16 protein-coding genes are annotated in these 20,853 nt (G+C 54.6%); all 16 read right to left on the bottom strand.

Annotated elements, in window-relative coordinates; all coding sequences use genetic code 11:
- Positions 1–49 precede the first annotated feature (49 nt).
- Positions 50–1,588 carry a SpoVR family protein gene (locus G565_RS0114195; RefSeq protein WP_028671504.1) on the bottom strand — a complete coding sequence of 513 codons (1,539 nt, stop codon included), beginning with the start codon at positions 1,586–1,588 and terminating at the stop codon, positions 50–52.
- Complete coding sequence (locus G565_RS0114190; RefSeq protein ID WP_028671503.1) at positions 1,585–2,871, bottom strand: YeaH/YhbH family protein; 1,287 nt, start codon at positions 2,869–2,871, stop codon at positions 1,585–1,587. Before G565_RS0114190 ends, G565_RS0114195 begins: the two co-directional genes overlap by 4 nt.
- 85 nt (positions 2,872–2,956) lie before the next feature.
- Positions 2,957–4,879: a PrkA family serine protein kinase gene (locus G565_RS0114185; protein WP_028671502.1), complete on the bottom strand. Its 1,923-nt coding sequence runs from the start codon at positions 4,877–4,879 to the stop codon at positions 2,957–2,959.
- 359 nt (positions 4,880–5,238) lie between these two features.
- Positions 5,239–5,952, bottom strand: coding sequence for a uracil-DNA glycosylase (gene ung, locus G565_RS0114180; RefSeq protein ID WP_084649400.1), 714 nt, complete (start codon positions 5,950–5,952; stop codon positions 5,239–5,241).
- A 7-nt stretch (positions 5,953–5,959) separates the two neighbouring features.
- On the bottom strand, positions 5,960–6,955 hold the full coding sequence (locus G565_RS0114175; RefSeq protein WP_028671500.1) for an acrylyl-CoA reductase family protein: 996 nt from the start codon (positions 6,953–6,955) through the stop codon (positions 5,960–5,962).
- Between the two features lie 185 nt (positions 6,956–7,140).
- Complete coding sequence (locus G565_RS0114170; protein WP_157600092.1) at positions 7,141–7,704, bottom strand: adenine phosphoribosyltransferase; 564 nt, start codon at positions 7,702–7,704, stop codon at positions 7,141–7,143.
- An 86-nt stretch (positions 7,705–7,790) separates the two neighbouring features.
- Positions 7,791–9,080 carry an NCS2 family permease gene (locus tag G565_RS0114165; protein WP_028671498.1) on the bottom strand — a complete coding sequence of 430 codons (1,290 nt, stop codon included), beginning with the start codon at positions 9,078–9,080 and terminating at the stop codon, positions 7,791–7,793.
- A 280-nt stretch (positions 9,081–9,360) separates the two neighbouring features.
- Positions 9,361–10,845 carry a malate dehydrogenase (quinone) gene (gene mqo / locus G565_RS0114155; protein WP_028671497.1) on the bottom strand — a complete coding sequence of 495 codons (1,485 nt, stop codon included), beginning with the start codon at positions 10,843–10,845 and terminating at the stop codon, positions 9,361–9,363.
- A 378-nt stretch (positions 10,846–11,223) separates the two neighbouring features.
- On the bottom strand, positions 11,224–13,305 hold the full coding sequence (locus G565_RS0114150) for a cyanophycinase (RefSeq protein ID WP_157600091.1): 2,082 nt from the start codon (positions 13,303–13,305) through the stop codon (positions 11,224–11,226).
- Positions 13,306–13,840: 535 nt separating this feature from the next.
- The gene (gene alr / locus G565_RS0114140; protein ID WP_028671494.1) at positions 13,841–14,926 is read right to left on the bottom strand and encodes an alanine racemase; all 1,086 of its coding nucleotides are present in this window, start codon (positions 14,924–14,926) and stop codon (positions 13,841–13,843) included.
- Positions 14,923–16,326 (bottom strand): replicative DNA helicase, encoded by a 1,404-nt coding sequence (dnaB, locus tag G565_RS0114135; RefSeq protein WP_037339387.1) that lies wholly within the window; start codon positions 16,324–16,326, stop codon positions 14,923–14,925. Before dnaB ends, alr begins: the two co-directional genes overlap by 4 nt.
- A gap of 391 nt (positions 16,327–16,717) precedes the next feature.
- The gene (gene rplI, locus G565_RS0114130) at positions 16,718–17,167 is read right to left on the bottom strand and encodes a 50S ribosomal protein L9 (RefSeq protein ID WP_028671492.1); all 450 of its coding nucleotides are present in this window, start codon (positions 17,165–17,167) and stop codon (positions 16,718–16,720) included.
- Positions 17,168–17,177: 10 nt separating this feature from the next.
- Positions 17,178–18,032: a hypothetical protein gene (locus G565_RS0114125; protein ID WP_028671491.1), complete on the bottom strand. Its 855-nt coding sequence runs from the start codon at positions 18,030–18,032 to the stop codon at positions 17,178–17,180.
- A 25-nt stretch (positions 18,033–18,057) separates the two neighbouring features.
- The gene (gene rpsR, locus G565_RS0114120; RefSeq protein ID WP_028671490.1) at positions 18,058–18,285 is read right to left on the bottom strand and encodes a 30S ribosomal protein S18; all 228 of its coding nucleotides are present in this window, start codon (positions 18,283–18,285) and stop codon (positions 18,058–18,060) included.
- Positions 18,286–18,302: 17 nt separating this feature from the next.
- Entirely contained in the window at positions 18,303–18,725 is a 423-nt protein-coding gene (rpsF, locus tag G565_RS0114115; protein WP_028671489.1) for a 30S ribosomal protein S6, read from the bottom strand.
- 208 nt (positions 18,726–18,933) lie between these two features.
- Positions 18,934–20,850, bottom strand: a complete 1,917-nt coding sequence (locus G565_RS0114110) for a M48 family metallopeptidase (RefSeq protein WP_028671488.1) — start codon at positions 20,848–20,850, stop codon at positions 18,934–18,936.
- Between the last annotated feature and the right edge of the window lie 3 nt (positions 20,851–20,853).

The following is a 20,853-nucleotide window of genomic DNA, read 5'->3' as shown; positions in this document are numbered from 1 at the left end:
TTTTCCATGCGGTTACTGGAATCATACTCAGACGTTTACCGGTTCACAACTATACATACCTCAGCCCCTCCTCCAGCGCCTGTTCCGGGGTCATATCCTGCGGCGGCATATGCAACCGCTGGCGGACCTCATCACCCTGGCACGACTCCAGATGCACATCAAAGCCCCACAAGCGGTGTACGTGCTTGAGTACCTTTTCCGCGTCTTTATCGAGCGGCACATTGTTATGCCGGGTGTGGCGCAGGGTCAGGGAACGATCACCGCGCAAATTGACATCGACCACCTGAATATTGGGCTCCCTCATACTCAGATTATACTGCTCGGCGAGCATTGCCCGCAGCTTGCGATAGCCCTGTTCATCATGAATGGCGCTGATCTCATACTCACTTTCGTCTTCGTCGTCGTACACCGCAAACAGGTGCATGTCACGCATGACCTTGGGTGACAGGAATTGCTGAATAAAGCTTTCGTCCTTGAAATTCTCCATCGCGAAATGGAGGGTATCGAGCCAGTCTTTACCCGCCAGATCCGGAAACCACTCGCGGTCTTCGTCCGTCGGGTGCTCACAGATACGCTTTACGTCCCGGTAGATGTTAAAGCCCAGAGCATAAGGGTTAAGCCCGGAATAGAACTTCGAGTCGTACGGCGGCTGGTACACCACGGCGGAATGGCTGGCCAGGAACTCCATCATAAAACCTTCCGTAATATAGCCACGGTTGTACATCTCGTTCATCAGGGTGTAATGCCAGAAGCTGGCCCAGCCTTCGTTCATCACCTGGGTCTGGCGCTGTGGGTAAAAATACTGCGCCAGCTTGCGCACAATACGGACCAGTTCACGCTGCCAGGGCTCCAGCAACGGGGCGTTTTTTTCGATAAAATAGAGAATATTCTCCTGAGGCTCGGAAGGGAAAGTTCGGCGTTCCTGCTGGGTTTCCTTGCCCTCGGCCACAGGGATTGTGCGCCACAGCAAGTTCACCTGCTGTTGTTGATAGGCCTCACGCTCTTCTTGCCGGGAGAGTTCTTCCGCGGCCGAAATGGGCGAAGGCCGCTTGTAGCGGTCAACGCCATAGTTTTGCAATGCATGGCAGGAGTCCAGTATCCGCTCCACCTCACGCACGCCATAGCGTTCTTCGCATTGGGTGACGTATTGCTTGGCAAACACCAGGTAATCAATGATAGCCGTGGCGTCAGTCCAGGTTTTGAACAGGTAGTTGTTTTTGAAAAATGAATTGTGTCCATAGCAGGCATGAGCGATTACCAGCGCCTGCATGGGCATGGTGTTCTCTTCCATCAGATAGGCGATACACGGGCTTGAGTTGATGACAATCTCATAGGCAAGGCCCATAAACCCTCGCTGATAGTTCTGCTGGGTTTGCAGAAATTGCTTGCCATAGGACCAGTGATGGTACCCCAGCGGCATACCAATGGATGAATAGGCGTCCATCATCTGCTCGGAGCTGATTATCTCGATCTGGTTGGGGTAGGTATCCAGCCGGTACTCCTGGGCAATCTGACTGATAACCCGGTCGTACTCCTGAATCAGCGGGAATGTCCATTCACTGCCGGTCGAGATGGGCTTTTGTGTCATGTGGTTTTCCTCTGAAACAATTGACGGAAGACCGGATAAATATCAGACGGGTCAATGATCTGTTCCATCGCAAACTGCTCCGGAAACGCAGACTGAACATCTTCATAAGCGTGCCAGAGTGCCTGGTGATCACGCGGCGTGATTTCGATATAGGAATAGTATTGCACCAGTGGCATGATCGCCTTGGCCAGTAATTCCCGGCACTGGGGCGAATCGTCGTTCCAGTTGTCGCCATCCGATGCCTGGGCCGCATAGATGTTCCAGGCATTGGCCGGGTAGCGCTCGCTTATGACGTCACCCATCATTTTCAAGGCACTGGAAACGATGGTGCCACCGGTTTCCCGGGAGTAAAAGAACTCCTCTTCGTCAACCTCTTTGGCACTGGTGTGGTGGCGGATGAAAACCACTTCAATCTTTTCGTAATTGCGCCGCAAAAACAGATACAGCAGCAGAAAAAACCGCTTGGCCATATCCTTGGTGTTCTGAGTCATGGACCCGGAAACGTCCATCAGGCAAAACATAACCGCGGCATTGCTGGGCACAGGTACGCGTTCATTGCGATTGAAACGCAGGTCGAAATCGTCGATGAAGGGCATCCGCCGGATCTTTTGATCAAGCCGCTCAATTTCTTCCCGCCAGGCCAACAGGGAGTGGGCATCGCGTAATGCTTCATCTTTTTCATGCTCCTGTTCTACCAGGACTTTTAATTGTTTCAACCGGCGCCGTGACTTACCACTGAGGGCAATTCGCCGGGCATGGGCATTGCGCAATGAACGAACGATGTTGATTCGGTTTGGCACACCCTGGCTGCTAAAACCGGCGTGACGGTAGACATGATCGCTCATCTCCTTGAGTTCTTTGCGCACCAGGTTGGGCAATTCCAGATCCTCGAACAGAAACTCCAGAAACTCGTCCTGGGTAATGTTGAAGGTAAAATCATCCAGACCCTCACCGCTGTCAGACGCATCACCACTGCCCTGCCCCTTGCCACCGCCGCCCCCTTGCGGTTTGCGAATGCGGTCGCCGGAACGAAATTCCTTATTACCCGGGTTGATGATATTACGCTGACCGCCCCGGCCATGACCGAAAACCGGTTCAGAGATGTCTTCAGACGGAATGGAGATGGATTCGCCGTGTTCCATATCGGTAATCGAGCGTTTGTTCACCGCCTCGTTCACCGCCTTTTTGATGTGCTTGCGATACCGCTCCAGGAATCGCCGACGATTAACCGCACTCTTGTTCTTTCCATTTAACCGACGGTCAATCACGTAGGAATTCATCATACTGTGACCTCAATGTGTCGGGCTGATCAGCAACCGGGGCTATCGGGTATTTGAATAACCAGATAGCCCGGTACTTCACGACTGATCAGGACGACTTGCGCACTCTCAGATACCATTCACTCAGCAGGCGCACCTGCTTCTCTGTGTAACCCCGGTTAACCATGCGCCGCACAAAGTCCTGATGTTTCTTTTCATCATCGTTAGACGACTTGGCGGAATAGGAAATAACCGGCAACAGGTCCTCTGTGTTCGAGAACATTTTTTTCTCAATGACGGCACGCAGTTTTTCATAGCTCTGCCAGCTCGGGTTGCGACCTTCATTGTTTGCCCGGGCGCGCAGTACAAAGTTGACGATCTCGTTGCGGAAATCTTTGGGGTTGGAGATACCCGCAGGCTTCTCGATCTTTTCCAGCTCCTCGTTCAGTGCCGCCCGATCCAGTATCTCACCGGTTTCCGGGTCCCTGAATTCCTGATCCTGTATCCAGAAGTCGGCATAGGTAACATAGCGGTCAAAAATATTCTGGCCGTACTCGGAATAGCTTTCGAGGTAAGCGGTCTGAATTTCCTTGCCGATAAAGTCTACATAACGGGGCGCGAGGTACTCTTTGAGGTGCGCCAGGTACCGATCATGGACCTCCTGGGGAAACTGCTGTTGCTCGATCTGATCTTCAAGCACGTAGAGCAGATGCACCGGATTGGCGGCGACTTCCGTCGCATCGAAATTGAATACCTTTGACAGTATCTTGAACGCGAAGCGAGTTGATAACCCATCCATCCCCTCGTCGACACCGGCGGAATCCTTGTATTCCTGAATGGTTTTGGCTTTGGGGTCAGTGTCTTTCAGATTTTCGCCATCGTAGACACGCATCTTCGAATAGACGTTCGAATTTTCCGGTTCTTTGAGCCTTGAGAGTACCGAAAACTGCGCCAGCATCTTCAGGGTGTCCGGTGCACAGGGAGATTCGGCCAGAGAACTGTTTTCGATCAGTTTTCGGTAGATGTTGATCTCTTCAGTTACCCGACTGCAATAAGGCACCTTGACGATAAACACCCGATCCAGAAACGCTTCGTTGTTTTTGTTATTGCGAAACGCCTTCCACTCGGATTCGTTACTGTGCGCCAAAACCGTGCCGGAGAACGGAATCGCACTCATGCCTTCTGTCGCGTTGTAGTTCCCTTCCTGAGTAGCGGTCAGCAGAGGGTGCAGCACCTTGATCGGTGCCTTGAACATTTCGACAAATTCCATCAGACCCTGGTTCGCTTTACACAAAGCGCCAGAGAAGCTGTAAGCATCCGGATCGTTCTGGGGGAAGTCCTCAAGCATGCGGATATCGACCTTGCCCACCAGCGCTGATATGTCCTGATTGTTCTCATCGCCAGGTTCGGTTTTTGCGACCGCAACCTGATCGGTGATGGAGGGAAAGAGTTTCACTACACGGAACTGACTGATGTCGCCACCATACTCGTGCAATCGCTTAACCGCCCAGGGCGACATGATTGAACGCAAGTAACGGGCCGGGATTCCATACCGCTCTTCAAGAATGGCGCTGTCTTCATCCGGATCAAACAGGCTCAGCGGACTTTCATAAACGGGCGATCCCTTAATCGCATAAAAAGGCACCGTTTCAATCAATTGCTTCAACCGCTCAGCCAGGGATGATTTACCACCCCCGACCGGGCCCAGCAAATACAGGATCTGCTTCTTCTCTTCCAACCCCTGGGCAGCGTGGCGAAAATAGGAAACGATCTGTTCGATCGGCTCTTCCATGCCATAAAATTCTTCAAAAGCCGGGTAGCGCCGGATGATTTTATTGGAAAAAATACGGCTCAACCTGGAGTCTTTGGCAGTATCGATAACCTGAGGTTCACCAATTGCCGCGAGCATGCGCTCGGGGGCCGAGGAATAGGCCATCGGATCCTCTTTGCACAGGCTGAGGTATTCCTCCAGGGAATACTCCTCGAGCAGTCTGGCTTCGTAACGTGACTGAAAATGCTTGAAAATATCCATGAACGACCCCCTAAAAAGCTATCAAGCAGGCTCCTTCCATGAGCGATGTCTATCATGCTTCAGTGTCTATCAATTCACTGGCTTTATTTTTTGCAAAGAGCGCGCCAGCGTATAAAACCAGTCAGGTAAGGTGAGGTGCCGGCCACCCGGCGAACTCCTTTTTTCAAAGTATAGGCGTTGAAAGATGAACCCTGGCTGAAAGCACTTCAACCTGGAATTTCCAGTTCTCTTACAGCCTTAAGGTTAGTCCAGACGCCGTGCAATGGCAGGCAAATAGGGGATTTTTTTGACAATTTACAGTTGGATAACAAGCACCGAACTGACTCGGCAGTCGTTCCGGCTGATGATAGGTGCCGACTCTAGAGCTGCCAGTCAACCGGCGTTTGACCCGTACTGCGCAAGTAGGCATTTGCTGCAGAAAAATGACCCGACCCAAACCAGCCACGATGCGCCGACAACGGCGATGGGTGCGGGGCCGTCAGAACGCAATGACGCTGACGGTCAATCATTTGACCTTTCTTTTGGGCGTAGCTGCCCCACAGCATAAAGACAACGTTATCCCGGCTCTGATTGATGTGTTCGATCACCGCATCGGTTACCGTCTCCCAACCTTTTCCACGGTGCGCATTAGCCTGGGCCTGCTCAACCGTCAGCACTGCGTTCAACAGCAGTACACCCTGATTGGTCCAGGGCGTGAGATCACCGCTTTCGGGTGGATTGAACGCTACATCGTTGCTTAATTCCTTGAAGATGTTGCGCAAACTGGGCGGGAATGTAAGCCCCGCAGGGACCGAGAAACTCAGACCCTGGGCCTGGCCCGGCCCATGATAGGGATCCTGCCCCAATATAACGACCTTGACCTTCCCGACCGGCGTTGCATTTAACGCCCTGAACACCAACTCCGCAGGCGGATAGATCTGCACACCCTCGCCCGCACGCTGATTAAGCCATTGAATCAGCGCGCATTGTTGTGGCCTTGCCAGTACCGATGACAGTGCCATTCGCCAACCCGGGCCGGTCAGGGCGAGATCCGGATCCAGTGACCAGCGTGTGTCAGTTGGCGTTGGGTGCATCACAGGCTCAATCCTCACATACCTGAATCAGCGCACGCCGCTGAACATTGCCGGCCAGCATGGCATCAATCCGTGGTCCCAGCTGGTCCAGTGTCAGCGTATCGCTCAGGGCACTGAGCATCGGTAGTTTCCAGAGACCGGCATACTTGGCCAGAACCCGGGTTCTGGCGTCCACAGGTGCATCGGCACTGGCAATACCGAGCAGGTTTACCCCGCGCAGAATGAACGGGAAAATGTCGGCTGGAATCGCCGTGCCACCAACGATGCCGCAGGCAGCCACTGAGCCGCCATAGCGCAGACTTTTGAGAATATTGACCAGTGTATGATCGCCAATGGTATCGATGGCTCCGGCAAACAGGGCCGGTCGCAGCGCTTTCGGCTCCGGCTCGCTCAAGGCCTCACGGGGCAGAATATCTGTTGCCCCCAACTGTCTTAGCCAGTCATGGGCATCGACCTTACCCGTGACGGCGGTGACCTTATAGCCCAATGTTGCCAGCAAATGGACGGCCAGGCTGCCTACCCCTCCGGTGGCACCGGTTACCAGCACCGGCCCTTCATCAGCGCGCACACCCGTTTCGATCAGTTTTTCCAGGCAATAGGCTGCCGTTACCCCGGCGGTGCCCAGGCGCATGCTATCGGCCATCGTCAGGCCTGTGGGCAGTGTCACCACCCAATCTGCCGGCACACAGACGTAATCGGCAAAGCCACCCTGAGTGTTCATACCCAGGTCGAACCCGATCACCGCGACCTGCGTTCCGGGTTGAAATCGGCCGGAATGGTCTCGCTCAACGACACCGGCGGCATCAATGCCTGGTGTGTGAGGGTAGTATCGGCTAACACCCTTGTGGCCATTGGCAGAGAGCGCATCCTTATAGTTCAACGATGACCAGTGCACCCGAATCAGCACATCATGATCGGGCAATTCGGTGATAGCCCGGTCTTCAAGGGTGCGAGTCACCCCCTGATCGGTCAGGTGTATACGTAACGCTCGATAGGTGGTCATGATCGCCCCTTGTCACTCGACTGTGGTTACTCGACTGATGTCGCTGAATTGTTGCGAATGAATTGCTGCCATTGAAATACGGGTTTGAAGTCGAATCGCACCAACCGTTCAGCGGGGCCTGAGCCCACCCCCACTGAACGGGTGCTATCAGTCTATCCAATGTTAACCAAAGCGGTTATACCGCTTTAGTCGCCTTCAAACTCACACAGGGCGCGAACGGTATAACCCGCATGAGCCAGAGTCTGGCTACCCCCCAGATCAGGCAGATCAACAATGGCCGTGCACTCAACCACCTCCGCACCGAGACGCTGCACCAGGGAACAAGCCGCTACCAGAGTGCCTCCGGTGGCGATCAGGTCGTCAATCACCAGCACTCGCTGACCCGATTTGAGCGCATCGGCGTGGATCTGCAACACCGCCTGGCCGTATTCAAGTTCGTAGGCTTCTTCCAGGGTGTCGAACGGCAACTTTCCTTGCTTGCGCACGGGCACGAACGCTGTGTTCAACTGGTACGCCAGCGGAGCACCCAATATAAAACCACGGGCATCAATACCGACAACGGCATCGATATGATAATCAAAGTAACGATGTACGAAGGCATCAATCAACTGGCGAAACACCCGCGCGTCGGACAACAGCGTGGTGATGTCGCGAAACTGAACACCGGGCTTGGGCCAGTCCGGTACGGTGCGGATATGAGCCTTTGGGTCGAAGACACCCATAAGAGGGTCGTTTTTTTGCACTGACATGAGTTCACTCTGAATAAAAAACGGGGCCATTGTAGCGGCCCCGTTTCGATTTCGCGATGACGACCGTTGCAACGGCCAGCCCGCTATTACAAGAAAATGTAATGCAGCAGCGCCGCAGCAGCGATGATGTACACGCTGATGTTGACGTCTTTCGCCTTGCCAGCCAATACCTTGACTACCGCATAGGTAATGAAACCGGCCGCAATGCCTTCTGCAATTGAGTAAGTCAGCGGCATCATGACGGCCGTTACAACCACAGGCGCCGATTCAGTCAGGTCTTTCCAGTCAACACTGGAAATCGACGAGATCATCAGCACAGCCACGAACAGCAACGCCGATGCGGTAGCGTAAGGCGGTATCATTTGCGCCAGTGGCGAAAAGAACAGCGCCAACAGGAACAAAACCGACACAGTCAGTGCGGTCAGCCCCGAGCGACCACCCGCCGCGATACCAGCACCACTTTCGATGTAGCTGGTCGTGGTGGAAGTACCCAGTATTGAACCGGCAACAGAGGCTGTACTGTCGGCCATCAGCGCCTTGCCCAGGCGCGGCAGCTTGCCGTCTTTATCGAGCAGGTTACCTTCTTTGGCGACCGCAACCAGGGTGCCCGAAGTATCGAAGACGTCAACGAACAGAAACGCCAGGATAACCGCAATCAAACCCAGTTCCAGTGCACCGAAAATGTCCAGCTTGAAGAAGGTAGCGCTCAGGCCAGACGGCATGGACACAACGCCGTTGTATTCAACCAGGCCAAAGAAGAAACCCGCCACTGTCGTGGCAAGAATGCCGATAATGACGCTGCCGGTAACGCCACGGTGGTGCAAAGCGGTGATCAGTGCGAAGCCCAGAAAGGCCAAAACCACCTGCGGAGAGCTCATGTCACCCGGGCCGACCAGAGTCGCGTCATTGTTCACAACAATGCCCGCGCCTTGCAGCCCGATAATGGCCAGAAACAAACCGATGCCGACGGCGATACCGGTTTTCATCGACGCCGGAATGGCGTTAATAATCCACTCACGCACTTTGAACGCGCTGAGCAGTACAAACAAAATACCCGACCAGAACACACAGCCCAGGGCAACTTCCCAACTGACGCCCATGCCCATCACGACACCAAAGGTGAAGAATGCATTGAGACCCATACCCGGTGCCAGCGCTACCGGATAATTGGCCAGCAGACCCATGATGCCGGTCCCCAGGGCGGCAGCAATACAGGTAGCCACAAATACAGCATCAAAAGGCATGCCTGTCGCGGACAGAATGCCCGGATTCACGGCGATGATGTACGCCATGGTCAGGAAGGTAGAAATACCCGCAAGCACTTCGGTGCGAACATCGGTTCCGAGTTCTTTCAGCTTGAAGAATTGTTCCAGCATGATGATTCCTATTGTAGGCAACCCAACAGGGCGTTCTATCGAACACGGCCTGATTGTCAGCCACCTTTTTTTTGTGGTTTTTTTCGTTACAGCTGTGATGTTGTGTTACAGCTGTGGTTTTTTGTAACAGCGGCGATTTTCGCAGACTTTACACCCGCAAGCACCTCTGGACCGCTTGGTCAGCTTTTACGTTAGCAGGTGTTGTGCCAGAAGGGAGGAAATCATCAAAATGAAGCGACAGGAACCGGCTTGCGATGCGCAAGCCGGCTAGCAGAGATTACTAAGGATGCAGTTTCAGTGTCGCCAGGGTTCGTTGGCGTACCTGGTCCAGCAAATCGGCATCCTTGACCAGAGACTGACCGTACGAGGGCACCATGGTCTTCATCTTTTGCTGCCAGGCTGCATTGTTCATGCGCTCGGCAAAGCAGGTTTCTATGATGTTGATCATGGTCTGTGCCGCCGTCGACGCGCCGGGCGAGGCCCCCAACAGCGCAGCCAGGCTGCCATCGGCCGTAGAAATAACCTCAGTTCCGAACTCCAGCTTGCCACCGACGTCCGGGTCTTTCTTGATGATCTGCACCCGTTGCCCGGCGATCGCCAGTTCCCAGTCTTCGTCTCGGGCATTGGGGTAGAACTTGCGCAGAGCATCGACGCGGGATTTGTGCGATTGCATGACTTCACTGATCAGATACCGGGTCAGGTCCATGTTGCCCAGCCCCGCGATCAGCATGGGTTTGAGGTTATTGGGCCGAACCGATTTGACCAGGTCAAAGAAGGAGCCCTGCTTCAGGAACTTGGTGGTAAAACCGGCAAAAGGACCAAACAGCAGCGCTTTCTTGCCGTCGATAATGCGCGTATCCAGATGGGGGACCGACATCGGCGGGGCACCCAGAGGCGCTTTGCCATAAACCTTCGCATGATGCTGTTCAACAATCTCAGGCGTGCGGCACACCAGCCACTGGCCACTGACCGGGAAGCCACCATAGCCATCCCCTTCGGCTGCACCTGATTTCTGCAACAAAGGCAGAGCACCGCCACCGGCGCCCAGAAAGACAAAGCGAGCATCTACCGCTTGTATCTGACCGGTTTGGGTATCTTTCAGAGTGATAGCCCAGCGACCGTTGTCTTTCTGGTTCAGGTCAACAACCTCATGCGATAGCTTCAGTTCAAAGCCTTCTTGCTGCTCAAGATGGGTGACCAAATGACGCGTCAGTGCCCCAAAATCGACATCAGAACCATAGCGAACCCGGGTTCCCGCCACTTTTTGGTGCGGATCGCGATCTTTCATGATCAACGGCATCCACTGGCGCAACACCTCAGGATCGTCAGTGAACTCCATGTCTTTGAACAAATGGTGGGCTTTCAGGGTTTCAAAACGCTTCTTCAGGAAAGCCACATTGTCGTCGCCCCAGACGAAACTCTTGTGCGGGGCCGTGTTGATGAACCGGCCTGGCTCAGGCAATGCACCCTGCTCGACCAGATAGGACCAGAACTGAAGACTCACTTCAAAAGCTGAATTGATGGCAAAAGCTTTGGTGGTATCGATGCTGCCATCGTCCTTCACCGGCGTGTAATTGAGTTCACAATAGGCGGCATGGCCAGTACCGGCATTGTTCCAGCCGTCACTGCTTTCCTGGGCAACGCTGCTTTGCTTCTCCAGCATCAGGATCTCGAAAGTGGGATCCAGCTGTTTCAACATCATCCCCAGGGTGGCGCTCATGGCACCGGCACCAACTAACACAACATCTGTAGTGATTGCAGTCATTAGGATCTTCGCCCGCAGAAAAGTAAGCATTGGGAACGGGTACTGGACACTTTTTCGATGCGCGAAAGCGTCGTCGGCATCGGTTTATACAAGCATCAGTCGAGGTCAGACCGGTTCCTGAAATCTTGAAAGCCCACCATGGCGGCGGATTAAAGCGAGTGTTTGCTAACCCGCATCGCCAACAGTAAAGCCAATCGCAGCGAATTATACGGATTCTGTAACAAATGTCTTGAACAAAGCGCAGAACAGCGATCATCCATTTGGCGTATAGACGTTACGACCCGGGTCGTTTTCCAGTTTACCCGGGTATGGATTTGTTTTTCATGAACCATAAAAAAAGCCGGGATATCCCGGCTTTTCAATGAGTATGCAACCCGTTCAGTCGTGTGTGATGTCCAACATCAGGTACTTGTACGAAACCTGATCACCTTTCTGCAGGGCACGGGTCCTCGAATCGGCCGTCAGCGTCAGCGAGTATTCAGGATCGTCCTCATAAGAGGTACCTGTTGCGCCGGTTTCGCCCGCCACCAGGGTATTGCGAACCCAGGCACGGTAATGATCTTCATACAGAACATCGTCTTCTGTCGGGCTGACTGCCGGGGCCTGATCCAGCGTCAGGGCCGTACCACCGTCGGCAAACTCAATCCCGACCGTTTCTGTCACCGGATACCAGATGAATCGATCACCCTCCGTCAGGTAGTGAGTAATAACGCCACTGGCTTCAAAGGGCGTGTCGGCTGTAGCAACCAGATCAGCCGTATCGACAATGTAGACACCACCAGCCCCGGAAACCGCCATAACGACCTGCACCTTGCCGTCTTCTTCATGCTCGGCAACGGACAATGCTGTGGTCTCATCCACGCCAAACCCAAAACGCACTCCGGCTTGTTCAACCAGTCTAATCAAACGGGTTTCGCGGGCACGCTCTGAGAAGTGCGTGTCCGTTACGCCCCAGGGAAAGGAGCCCATACCCCCGGTGATTTCATGATTACTGGCATCGTAACCATTCACCAGTGCATCGTGAGCGGAGCCTGCAGTAATCATGGGGTTTGTGGGTGCGGCAACGGTCAACTGACCACCACTTTGTACTGCAGCACCGGCTGAGGTTCCGCCAATCACCAGTTGACCGCTTTGCTGACGCTCTACTATGCGCTCAAGCTCAGCACTGTCGTGACGGACGTCGCCCTCAAACGCAACCAGTGCATCAAAGGTACGTACCTGGTCACCGCCGTTGATAAACAGGCCATCTGCTGAATCAATGACGCCCTGAAGACCCTGATCACAGGCGGCCATATGGGCGTCGAAGTAATCGGGATAGAGCATGTCCAGATGCGCTGCAGATGCATAATCGCTGTGGTAGGCCGAGAGCCAATCGCAACGCCCTTCATCATGTGCGCGACGATAAGCGCGATCCAATGGTAACCATTGTGCATCGGCACCGGCCTGTTCAAACAACCCAACGTAATAATCGGCCGCAGCATAACTGTTCGCCGACGAAGACGTCATTACCAGCACCGTTGGGGTTTCATTGCCACTGGCTTCGCGCGCCTGTTCAACAAAGGCTTCATAGATGCCTACTGCATCGGCATCCGTAGAATCCGACAGACCCACATATTCAACGGCACGCTCAAAATCGACCAGCTCATCAATCAATAGCTCAAGAATCTTGTAACGAACAACGCCGGGCAAGTCGTTCCAGAGATCAAGGCCATTTTCATAACCATCAACGCTGGTTTCTTTTAAAGCCAAAAGCAATTGATCCTGCTTGCGCGTCTCGACACTGATCAGTTCACCAACAACTGTCTTAATCACAACCTGGTCGTCTGACAATACTTCAGCTGCCAGCGCATCCACCATGGCATTCACCGCAGCGGACTTGGCAGCGGTAACCGTGTAATTCAGGCGTTGATCCGCTTTTTTCAATCCTTCAAACGTGGCGTACTGCGCTGAGGAACTGTCAAACCAGATACTGTCGCCATCGACACCCTCGGGTAAACCGGGAACTTCAACGTCTGTAATGTTGATGAAGTCGGCTCTAAAGTCTTGCCAGTCTGCGTATTCGAGATCCGCTCCCAGCTGATCCTGAAGATAGTTCAGAATCAACTCAACACCGGTTTTAAAGTCCGGATCCGTTTCCCAGGAAGGGTCGGCCACAAGGGCATCAATTTTCACCTGGCTCAGTTCAACCGGCTCGGTCAAAGCGACGGCAACAGTGGCATCCGGATCACCCTGCTCTGCCCAGTAGGCATCCCAGTCTTCACAGTAACCCGGCTGTACGCTCGAGCAAACACTGGCCGCACCACCGACAAGCTGTGAACGCATGGAAATCGACGTCTCTGTTTCGGTATCAGTATCGTTATCGTTGGAAGAATCATTGTTCGAACTGGCGTTACAGCCGGTGAGCACTGCGGCTGCAGCCAACGTAAGCACCAGGGAGTTAAGAGTATTTTTCGACTTCATAGAATCACCTGTCCACGACGAACTGCGCGAGTTCATCACGAAAAAAATTGAGGATTATTCAGAATCAGGCCGGGGTGAATCAAACGACTAAGTCAATCGTCATGCACACGCGAACCAGGCGAAAACGGCACGCGAATTCACGGAACGTGAACGATCAGACTGTCGAATAAAACGGAGGCCGGATATTACTCAAAGGACAGGCAGTGGCTATTCGTCAAACCACTCGCTGAGGTAGAAAGCTTTGCAGGGGAAGGCCCGATAGTGGCCTCTTACATTGGTCATCATAATGGACTACGGCACCGTTTCCGTATGCCTTTACCCTCGTGTTGATGGCTTTTGTTTTTATCATTTAACGTGAACGGACTGCAGCGTCACCAACATCCATCCCGTTTTTTTTGCCTGTACATGACTTTTTATCTGCGCAAAAAGCACATCCAATGTAGGACTATTCGGGGGTCGATGACAAGTATCTTTGCCGGGAAATCGCTAAAAATTAATACCAGGTCGCATTCCTGTAATTCTAACCGGGTTTGAATCAGGCGTCGGGCCATTTTTTGTCTACACGGGGCGACACCCGGGTTAACAATTCATAGCCTACCGTGCCGATATGTGAAGCGACTTCATCGACGCTGAGGTGTTCGCCCCACAGTTCAGCTGAGTCACCCAGTTGAACATTGGCGATGTCGGTCACATCGACCGTTATCATATCCATCGACACCTTTCCCACCAGAGGAACCCGCTGCCCACCTAACCAGACTGGCGTGTTGTCCGGTGCGTGGCGCGGGTATCCGTCACCGTAGCCAATCGCGAGCGTGGCTATCCGGCTTGGCCTGCTGGCTTGCCAGCGAGCACCATAACCGACCCAGTCTCCGGCTGGCACAGTCCGAAGTGCGATCACCGGTGCGGTTAGCTGCATGACCGGCCTCAGGCCCAATTCCAGGCCGGTTTTAGCAAAGCCCGGTGAAGCCCCATACAACATGATCCCAGGTCGTACCCAGTCGGCATGGCTGTCCGGCCAGGCCATGACGCCGGCGGAGTTCGCCAGGCACAGCTGCACGCCCGGCACTGCCTGCGCCAATTGATTGAAGCGGTCTATCTGCAGTGCCGTATAGGAGGTTTCAGGTTGGTCTGCGCTGGCGAAATGCGTCATCAGGTTAACAGCCTGACCCGGTTGAATCGCCTGAATCCGGCGAACGAAGTCAGGGACTTGCTCCGGATTAACGCCCAAACGGTGCATGCCGGTATCGACCTTCAACCAGATAACCTGACGTTCGATCCGGTCGGCCATAGCCTCCAGAACCGCCAGTTGTTCGGTTTGGTGCACAGCCGTATCGCAACCCAGGCGCACGGCATCCAGCGCTTGCAGTGGGCCCAGCGTCCCTTCCAGTAATAGAATCGATGCCTCGATTCCGGCGTCTCTAAGCGTTTGCGCTTCTGCCAGCGACGCGACGGCGAAGCCATCAGCCTGATGCAGCGCTTGCGCTGCCTGAACGGCACCATGGCCGTAGCCATCGGCTTTAACCACTGCCCAGATTCGGGCTTTGGGCGCCAGCGCTTTGACCCGCTGCAAATTGTATTGCAGAGCAGAGGGGTCCATGGTTGCACAGGTACCGCGACTCATTCGTTTTGCCAGTCGCCGTATTGCTCCGGCGCCAGGTTTTCGAATCGGCTGTATTGCCCCAGGAAGGCGACCCGACAAGTGCCAATAGGACCGTTTCGTTGCTTACCGATGATCAGCTCAGCGATGCCTTTGTCACTGGAGTCTTCGTTATAGACCTCGTCGCGGTAGATGAACATGATGATATCGGCATCCTGCTCGATCGCACCGGATTCTCGAAGATCCGAATTCACCGGTCGTTTATTGGGTCGCTGTTCAAGGCTTCGGTTCAACTGGGACAGTGCCACCATGGGGCAGTTAAATTCTTTAGCCAGAGCTTTCAGCGACCGGGAAATCTCGGAAATCTCGCCAGTACGGCCTTCGGTAAAGCCCTTAATCTTCATCAACTGAAGGTAATCGATCATGATCAGGCCTATGTCGCCATGCTCTCGCACCAGGCGCCGCAACCGACTGCGCATCTCATTCGGGCTGATACCGGGGGTATCATCAATAAAGAGTTTGCGGTCTTTAAGCAGGTTAACCGCCTTGGTCAGCTTGGGGAAATCGTCCTCATGCAGCTTGCCCGTCTTCACCCGACCCATATCAATGCGCCCCAGTGACGCAATGGACCGGGTGATGATCTGATCTGCCGGCATTTCCAGACTGAACACCACCACCGGTTTCTCCTGGTTCAGCGTCGCCTCTTCAACCAGGTTCATGGCAAGTGTGGTTTTACCCATGGAGGGGCGCGCCGCAAGGATCATCAGATCCCCGGCTTGCATACCGGTGGTCATCTTATCGAGGTCGGTAAAGCCTGTAGACACACCGGTGATGTCGCTGTCGGAGTGGAACAGTTCATCAATACGCTGAATGGCCCTGTCGACCAATGGGTTGACGTGAACCAGGCCACCATCCTGATCAGCCCTCTCCTCGGCAATCTGAAAAACCTGTCGCTCGGCGTCGTCCAGTATGGACTCTGCGTCCATACCCCGGGGGTCATAGGCTTTGCTGGCGATGTCATTGGCAACGGCAATCAACCGCCGCAGGACCGACCGCTCCTGAACAATTTTGGCGTAGGCAACCAGGTTACCAATCGAGGGCGTGTTCTCAGCCAGATCGTTCAGGTACTCCATACCGCCAACGGCATCGAGCTGCTTCTCGTTATCGAGTGCCTCACCCAGGGTAATAACGTCGAGCGGCTGAGTCTGCTCTGCCAGCCGGATCATCATCCGATACACCTGCCGGTGCTCATTGCGGTAGAAATCGTCGGGCAACAGGATCTCAGCGACGTTATCCCACTGGCTATTATCGATCATCAGCGCACCCAGCACCGACTGCTCCGCCTCCAGCGAGTGCGGCGGCACCTTGAGTCCGGCCAACTCGTCGTTGTGGGAAAACAGATCGTCTTCGAGGGTATCGGTCATAGCGCGTAACTCATCGGGACCTTCAGCACAGAGAACAGGGCCGACTATGGTATCGGTTTGAGTCACTAATTGGGAGAGCCGGAGGTGCCAGGGGATGGTGTCTTGCTCCGGAATTGGCACCCAACCGAGTGTCAGGTGCCGGGTAACCCTATCTGGGGAAGTCCGCAGCATGGATGCTGCGGTCTAGGCCCCAGGGATTGGTTGAGTGGGCGGCATCCCGCCCGACCCCAGATAGGGTTACCCGGTGCATGACACGGGCTCCTGGCACAGAGCATACCCAGTGCCTGACACGAATTCCGGGCACAAAAAAACGGGAGGCAGGGGGCGCACCAAGTGCGCTCCTGTCTCCCGTTCTGTGTCAGAACCGTATCAGCCGTGAATGACGGCTAAATCAGGCTTCCGGTACCACGATGATGTGAACCGAGGCTTCAACATCCGGATGAACCTGGATGGTGATGTTGAACTCACCGGTGTTACGGATCGGACCAGCAGGCATTTTGACTTCAGCTTTGCTGATTTCAACGCCAGCAGCTGCGACCAGATCAGCCACATCGCGCGGACCGATCGAACCGAACAGTTTGCCTTCGTCACCGGCGTTCGCTTGAACGGTCAGTTCGATTTCAGCCAACTTCTCGGCACGCTCGTGAGCAGCGGCCAGTTTTTCGGCTTCCGCCTTTTCGAGCTCGGCACGACGCTCTTCAAATACTTTAACGTTGTCCTTGCTGGCAGGAACAGCCTTGCCTTGCGGGACCAGGTAGTTACGTGCGTAACCGTTTTTTACGTTAACGGTGTCGCCCAGAACACCCATCTTGCCAACTTTCTCAAGCAGGATAACTTCCATCTCGCTTACCTCATTCGTCATTCCGGTCCGGAGCTTTGCGTAGTCGTGTTCGTATATCGAACACGCCGTCTACAACAGCACCCAGCACCAGTAATGGTAAAATGAACTGATTGAGCAGCAGGCCACCGACATAAAATGCGATCAACCACTGCCCACCCATATTCGTTTTCGCGATTACCCCATGCACCAACGCCACACCGGCGAATAACAAGGGCAACAGCAACAACAGCATGGCTGCAGGCTTCACTGCGTAAGCCAGGCCAGCCAGTAACACCAGCGCTATCAACAAGCGGCCGCTGATTCTCAGCGTGTGGAATTCCTGTCGAAACCCACCCGGGTTATACAACCCGGCTTGCCAGTAACGCGCCAACACCAAACACAACAGCGCTTCAAGGAGTTCTACGGTCATCACCAGAAAAGCCGCGTTGGGCTTCACCGACTCCAGCATCTGCCATAAAGGCTGAGTGGTATCGGTACCGGCAACCCCCAGTTGTACCTGGGTAATCACCGCTTCAAAACGATCGTTAAGCAAGCCCTGGGCGGCTAATGCCAGCGCAATACCCATCAGGGCTGCAACCGACAAAAGCACCGGCCAGTTCTGCACCGATCGCATCACCATCGCCAACAGCGCGGTGACCGGCAATACCAGCAGAGGCAGAACCATTCCGGTCCATTGCCAGGAAATAAGCCCCCCTGCCAAACTCCACAACAGCACCTTGGTGCCTTCGGTGGCGCCACGCCGGAGCGTAACCAGTGCCACCAGGGCCGCGCCGAGTGCATATAGCAACGGCAGCGCAGCAAAACCTGCAGCAAGAACCCCAGCGTTCAGTTGGCTTTTCATCGCAAAGCGAGCCAAGCCCATCATGCCCGGGTCCTCCCTCTAGACCGACTTATTGATGACTGTCGGTGTAGGGCAGCAAGGCAAGGTAGCGAGCACGCTTGATGGCCGAAGACAACTGGCGCTGGTAACGTGCACGGGTACCGGTGATCCGGCTAGGTACGATCTTGCCGGTTTCAGTAACGTAGCCCTTCAACAGATCTACATCTTTGTAATCGATTTCTTTGATGCCTTCTGCAGTAAACCGGCAGAATTTGCGGCGGCGGAAAAAACGTGCCATGTGAATGCTCCTCGTTATTAGGCTTCTTCAGACTCTTCGTCGTTTTCAGGCTCAGACTCAGTTTCTTCAGCACGGTTGCGAGCAACGGCTGCCTGAGCTTCATCTTTTGCCTTCTTGGCTTCGACGCTCTTCATCATCGGGGACGCTTCAGTATCGGCATCTTTGCGACGCATGATCATGTTACGGATGATGGCGTCGTTAAACCGGAAAGTGCTCTTCAGATCTTCGACGGTGTCGTTGTCAGCCTCGATGTTCAGCAGAACATAGTGAGCCTTGTGAGCATTGAGGATCGGGTAAGCCAGTTGACGACGGCCCCAATCTTCATGGCGATGTACCTTGCCACCTTTCTCGGTTACAACAGAGGTGTAACGCTCGATCATGGCCGGTACTTGCTCTGACTGGTCAGGATGGACCAGCAGAACGATTTCATAATGACGCATAAAATCTCCTTGCGGTTTTGGCAACCTCCTGCGGTGCGGCCGCAGTAAGGTAAGGAGTGACTCTTCAGCCCTGGTTATGGCCCGTTCCAAAACGTGTTACCGCCCGGCGCTGACCATACAAAAGGCACAAACCTCCCGGCCTGAGACAGGCTGGAAGGGCGCGGATAGTATAGAATGCTGGCGGCAGAATCAAGAAAAACACGGTACTTCAACCGCCCGGACGCCACTCATGCTCGACCATTGGGGGCATGGGACAGCCCAGACAGTCAGCCACCGTACGCACCAACTCGTACTCCTGCTGTGCGAGGGCACCATCGGCGCGGACTACATCGATACACGCCTGCAACACAGCCCTCCGCCAAAAGTAGGCTATCTCACCCAGGTGCTCCAAAGCGCCCGTTACGGCTGCAAAGCCCGCCTTTTCGGGCTCCAGCAGAGACTTGTCAGCCACGTCAAAGGGTTGCATTGCCTGCTCGTAAGCGGCCCTGGCCAGCAACGGCTGACGGTTTATATGCACCAGGGCTGACAACACAACCTGCAGATCATGAGTGCATTCCTTAAACGGACGGGTGTGTTGCGACCAGGGCGCCCCACGCTCCGATAGATGATGGCGAACCTGTGCCAACAACACCCACTCACGCAAAGCCAGCGTCTCGTCCAGATTGGCCATCCGATCCAAGCGGTCCAGAAATACCAGTCGCTCCCGCTCGCTCAGACGCTTGAGGACAGGAATGGCCATATCGAGCAGCGGCAAGCGCAATTGAACGTCAAGCTTTTGATAGAACGACCAGAATCGACGCAAAACATCAACAACAGGGGCATCTTCCTGTTTGATCAGGTTAAGCAATGCCTGTTCATGGCCGGGGCTCGCCAGCATAATCTGACTGTAACAAAAAGCCCGGGCTCCGGCCGACTGATGCACTGAATGACGCACTTGCTCCGGAATGTTCTTATACAACTGGCGGGCATACTCGATATGATCAGGACGCACCGTACCCGCCAGAGCGCCCAGTGTTGCTACACCCATAACCTGATCGAACGCATCCGGTGCAGTTCGGGCTACCGCACTATCTGCCGGCTCACTGGCCCGGCCACGATGCCGGGCGCGCGCCATAAAGCTCGGGTTGACCCGACGAATTCGATCACCCAGAGGCGGATGCGTTGCCATCATGCTGGACAACGCCACACTCTCACCAAAACAGAAATGCGACATGTCTTCAGCATGGCGATGCAGTAACTGGCTGCCTTGCGCGTGTTCGCGAATTTTGTAGAGCGCCCCGGCAATGCCGTCCGGGTTGCGGGTAAACTGCACGGAACTCGCATCAGCCAGGTACTCACGCTGGCGGGATACCCCCGCCTTGATCACCCGCGCCGTCAGCACCCCCACATAGCCGACCACCATAAGCGCCAAACCCAGTATGGCTAATGCGGCATCGGATCGACCCCGGCGACTTGACCGGTAGCCGACCCGCATAAAGCCCCACATCCAGCGGCCTGCCTGGCCGATCTGGACCAGGCCGGCCAGCACCGCCATCAGGCGGATATTAAGGCGCATGTCCCCATTGAGAATGTGGCTGAATTCGTGGCCAATCACTCCCTGCAGCTCATCCCGGCTCAATGTATCCAGTGCGCCACGTGAGACCACCAGCACGGCCTGATCAGCAAGGTAGCCTGCAACAAAAGCGTTAATCGCGCCTTCATGCTCCATCACATACAGGCTGGGGACCGGTGTACCGGCCGCGATGGCCATTTCCTCGCTAACATTAATAAACTGCTGAACCGCTGGCCCGTTTTGCTCATAGTCGACCGGTCGCGCACCAGACCAGCGTGCCACTACCTCGCCGCCGCCCTGCCTCAGCTGCCAGTAGGCAGCCAGCGAACCAGCGCCGATGACCAATAAGGTGCCCAGAGCCAATTGCCAGGCAAAAGGACTGAACAGCCAGTCTTGCAGCATTGTCCACAGGCTTCCGGACCAGCCCGAACCGCTGTAACCCTGAAGCAGCAGCCAGATACCAAAGCCCAGCAAATTGACCAGCACCGCGGTGACCAGTACACCCAAGACAAACGCAAACACTAGCTGACCGGTCTTGCGCCGGGCCTGATCCTGATGATCAAAAAAATCCATGCG

This window comes from Saccharospirillum impatiens DSM 12546, from assembly GCF_000423605.1.
Lineage (GTDB): Bacteria > Pseudomonadota > Gammaproteobacteria > Pseudomonadales > Natronospirillaceae > Saccharospirillum > Saccharospirillum impatiens.
Note: the sequence above shows the minus strand (reverse complement) of the source record. Positions and strands in the feature narration are given on the sequence as shown.

Coding starts and splice junctions, on each gene's coding strand:
- G565_RS0114150 (WP_157600091.1), bottom strand. CDS start 13,305: ATGAAGTCGAAAAATACTCTTAACTCCCTGGTGCTTACGTTGGCTGCA.
- rpsF (WP_028671489.1), bottom strand. CDS start 18,725: ATGCGTCATTATGAAATCGTTCTGCTGGTCCATCCTGACCAGTCAGAG.
- G565_RS0114195 (WP_028671504.1), bottom strand. CDS start 1,588: ATGACACAAAAGCCCATCTCGACCGGCAGTGAATGGACATTCCCGCTG.
- rplI (WP_028671492.1), bottom strand. CDS start 17,167: ATGGAAGTTATCCTGCTTGAGAAAGTTGGCAAGATGGGTGTTCTGGGC.
- G565_RS0114110 (WP_028671488.1), bottom strand. CDS start 20,850: ATGGATTTTTTTGATCATCAGGATCAGGCCCGGCGCAAGACCGGTCAG.
- G565_RS0114165 (WP_028671498.1), bottom strand. CDS start 9,080: ATGCTGGAACAATTCTTCAAGCTGAAAGAACTCGGAACCGATGTTCGC.
- G565_RS0114185 (WP_028671502.1), bottom strand. CDS start 4,879: ATGGATATTTTCAAGCATTTTCAGTCACGTTACGAAGCCAGACTGCTC.
- G565_RS0114190 (WP_028671503.1), bottom strand. CDS start 2,871: ATGATGAATTCCTACGTGATTGACCGTCGGTTAAATGGAAAGAACAAG.
- G565_RS0114175 (WP_028671500.1), bottom strand. CDS start 6,955: ATGACCACCTATCGAGCGTTACGTATACACCTGACCGATCAGGGGGTG.
- alr (WP_028671494.1), bottom strand. CDS start 14,926: ATGAGTCGCGGTACCTGTGCAACCATGGACCCCTCTGCTCTGCAATAC.
- dnaB (WP_037339387.1), bottom strand. CDS start 16,326: ATGACCGATACCCTCGAAGACGATCTGTTTTCCCACAACGACGAGTTG.
- ung (WP_084649400.1), bottom strand. CDS start 5,952: ATGCACCCAACGCCAACTGACACACGCTGGTCACTGGATCCGGATCTC.
- G565_RS0114125 (WP_028671491.1), bottom strand. CDS start 18,032: ATGATGGGCTTGGCTCGCTTTGCGATGAAAAGCCAACTGAACGCTGGG.
- G565_RS0114170 (WP_157600092.1), bottom strand. CDS start 7,704: ATGTCAGTGCAAAAAAACGACCCTCTTATGGGTGTCTTCGACCCAAAG.
- rpsR (WP_028671490.1), bottom strand. CDS start 18,285: ATGGCACGTTTTTTCCGCCGCCGCAAATTCTGCCGGTTTACTGCAGAA.
- mqo (WP_028671497.1), bottom strand. CDS start 10,845: ATGACTGCAATCACTACAGATGTTGTGTTAGTTGGTGCCGGTGCCATG.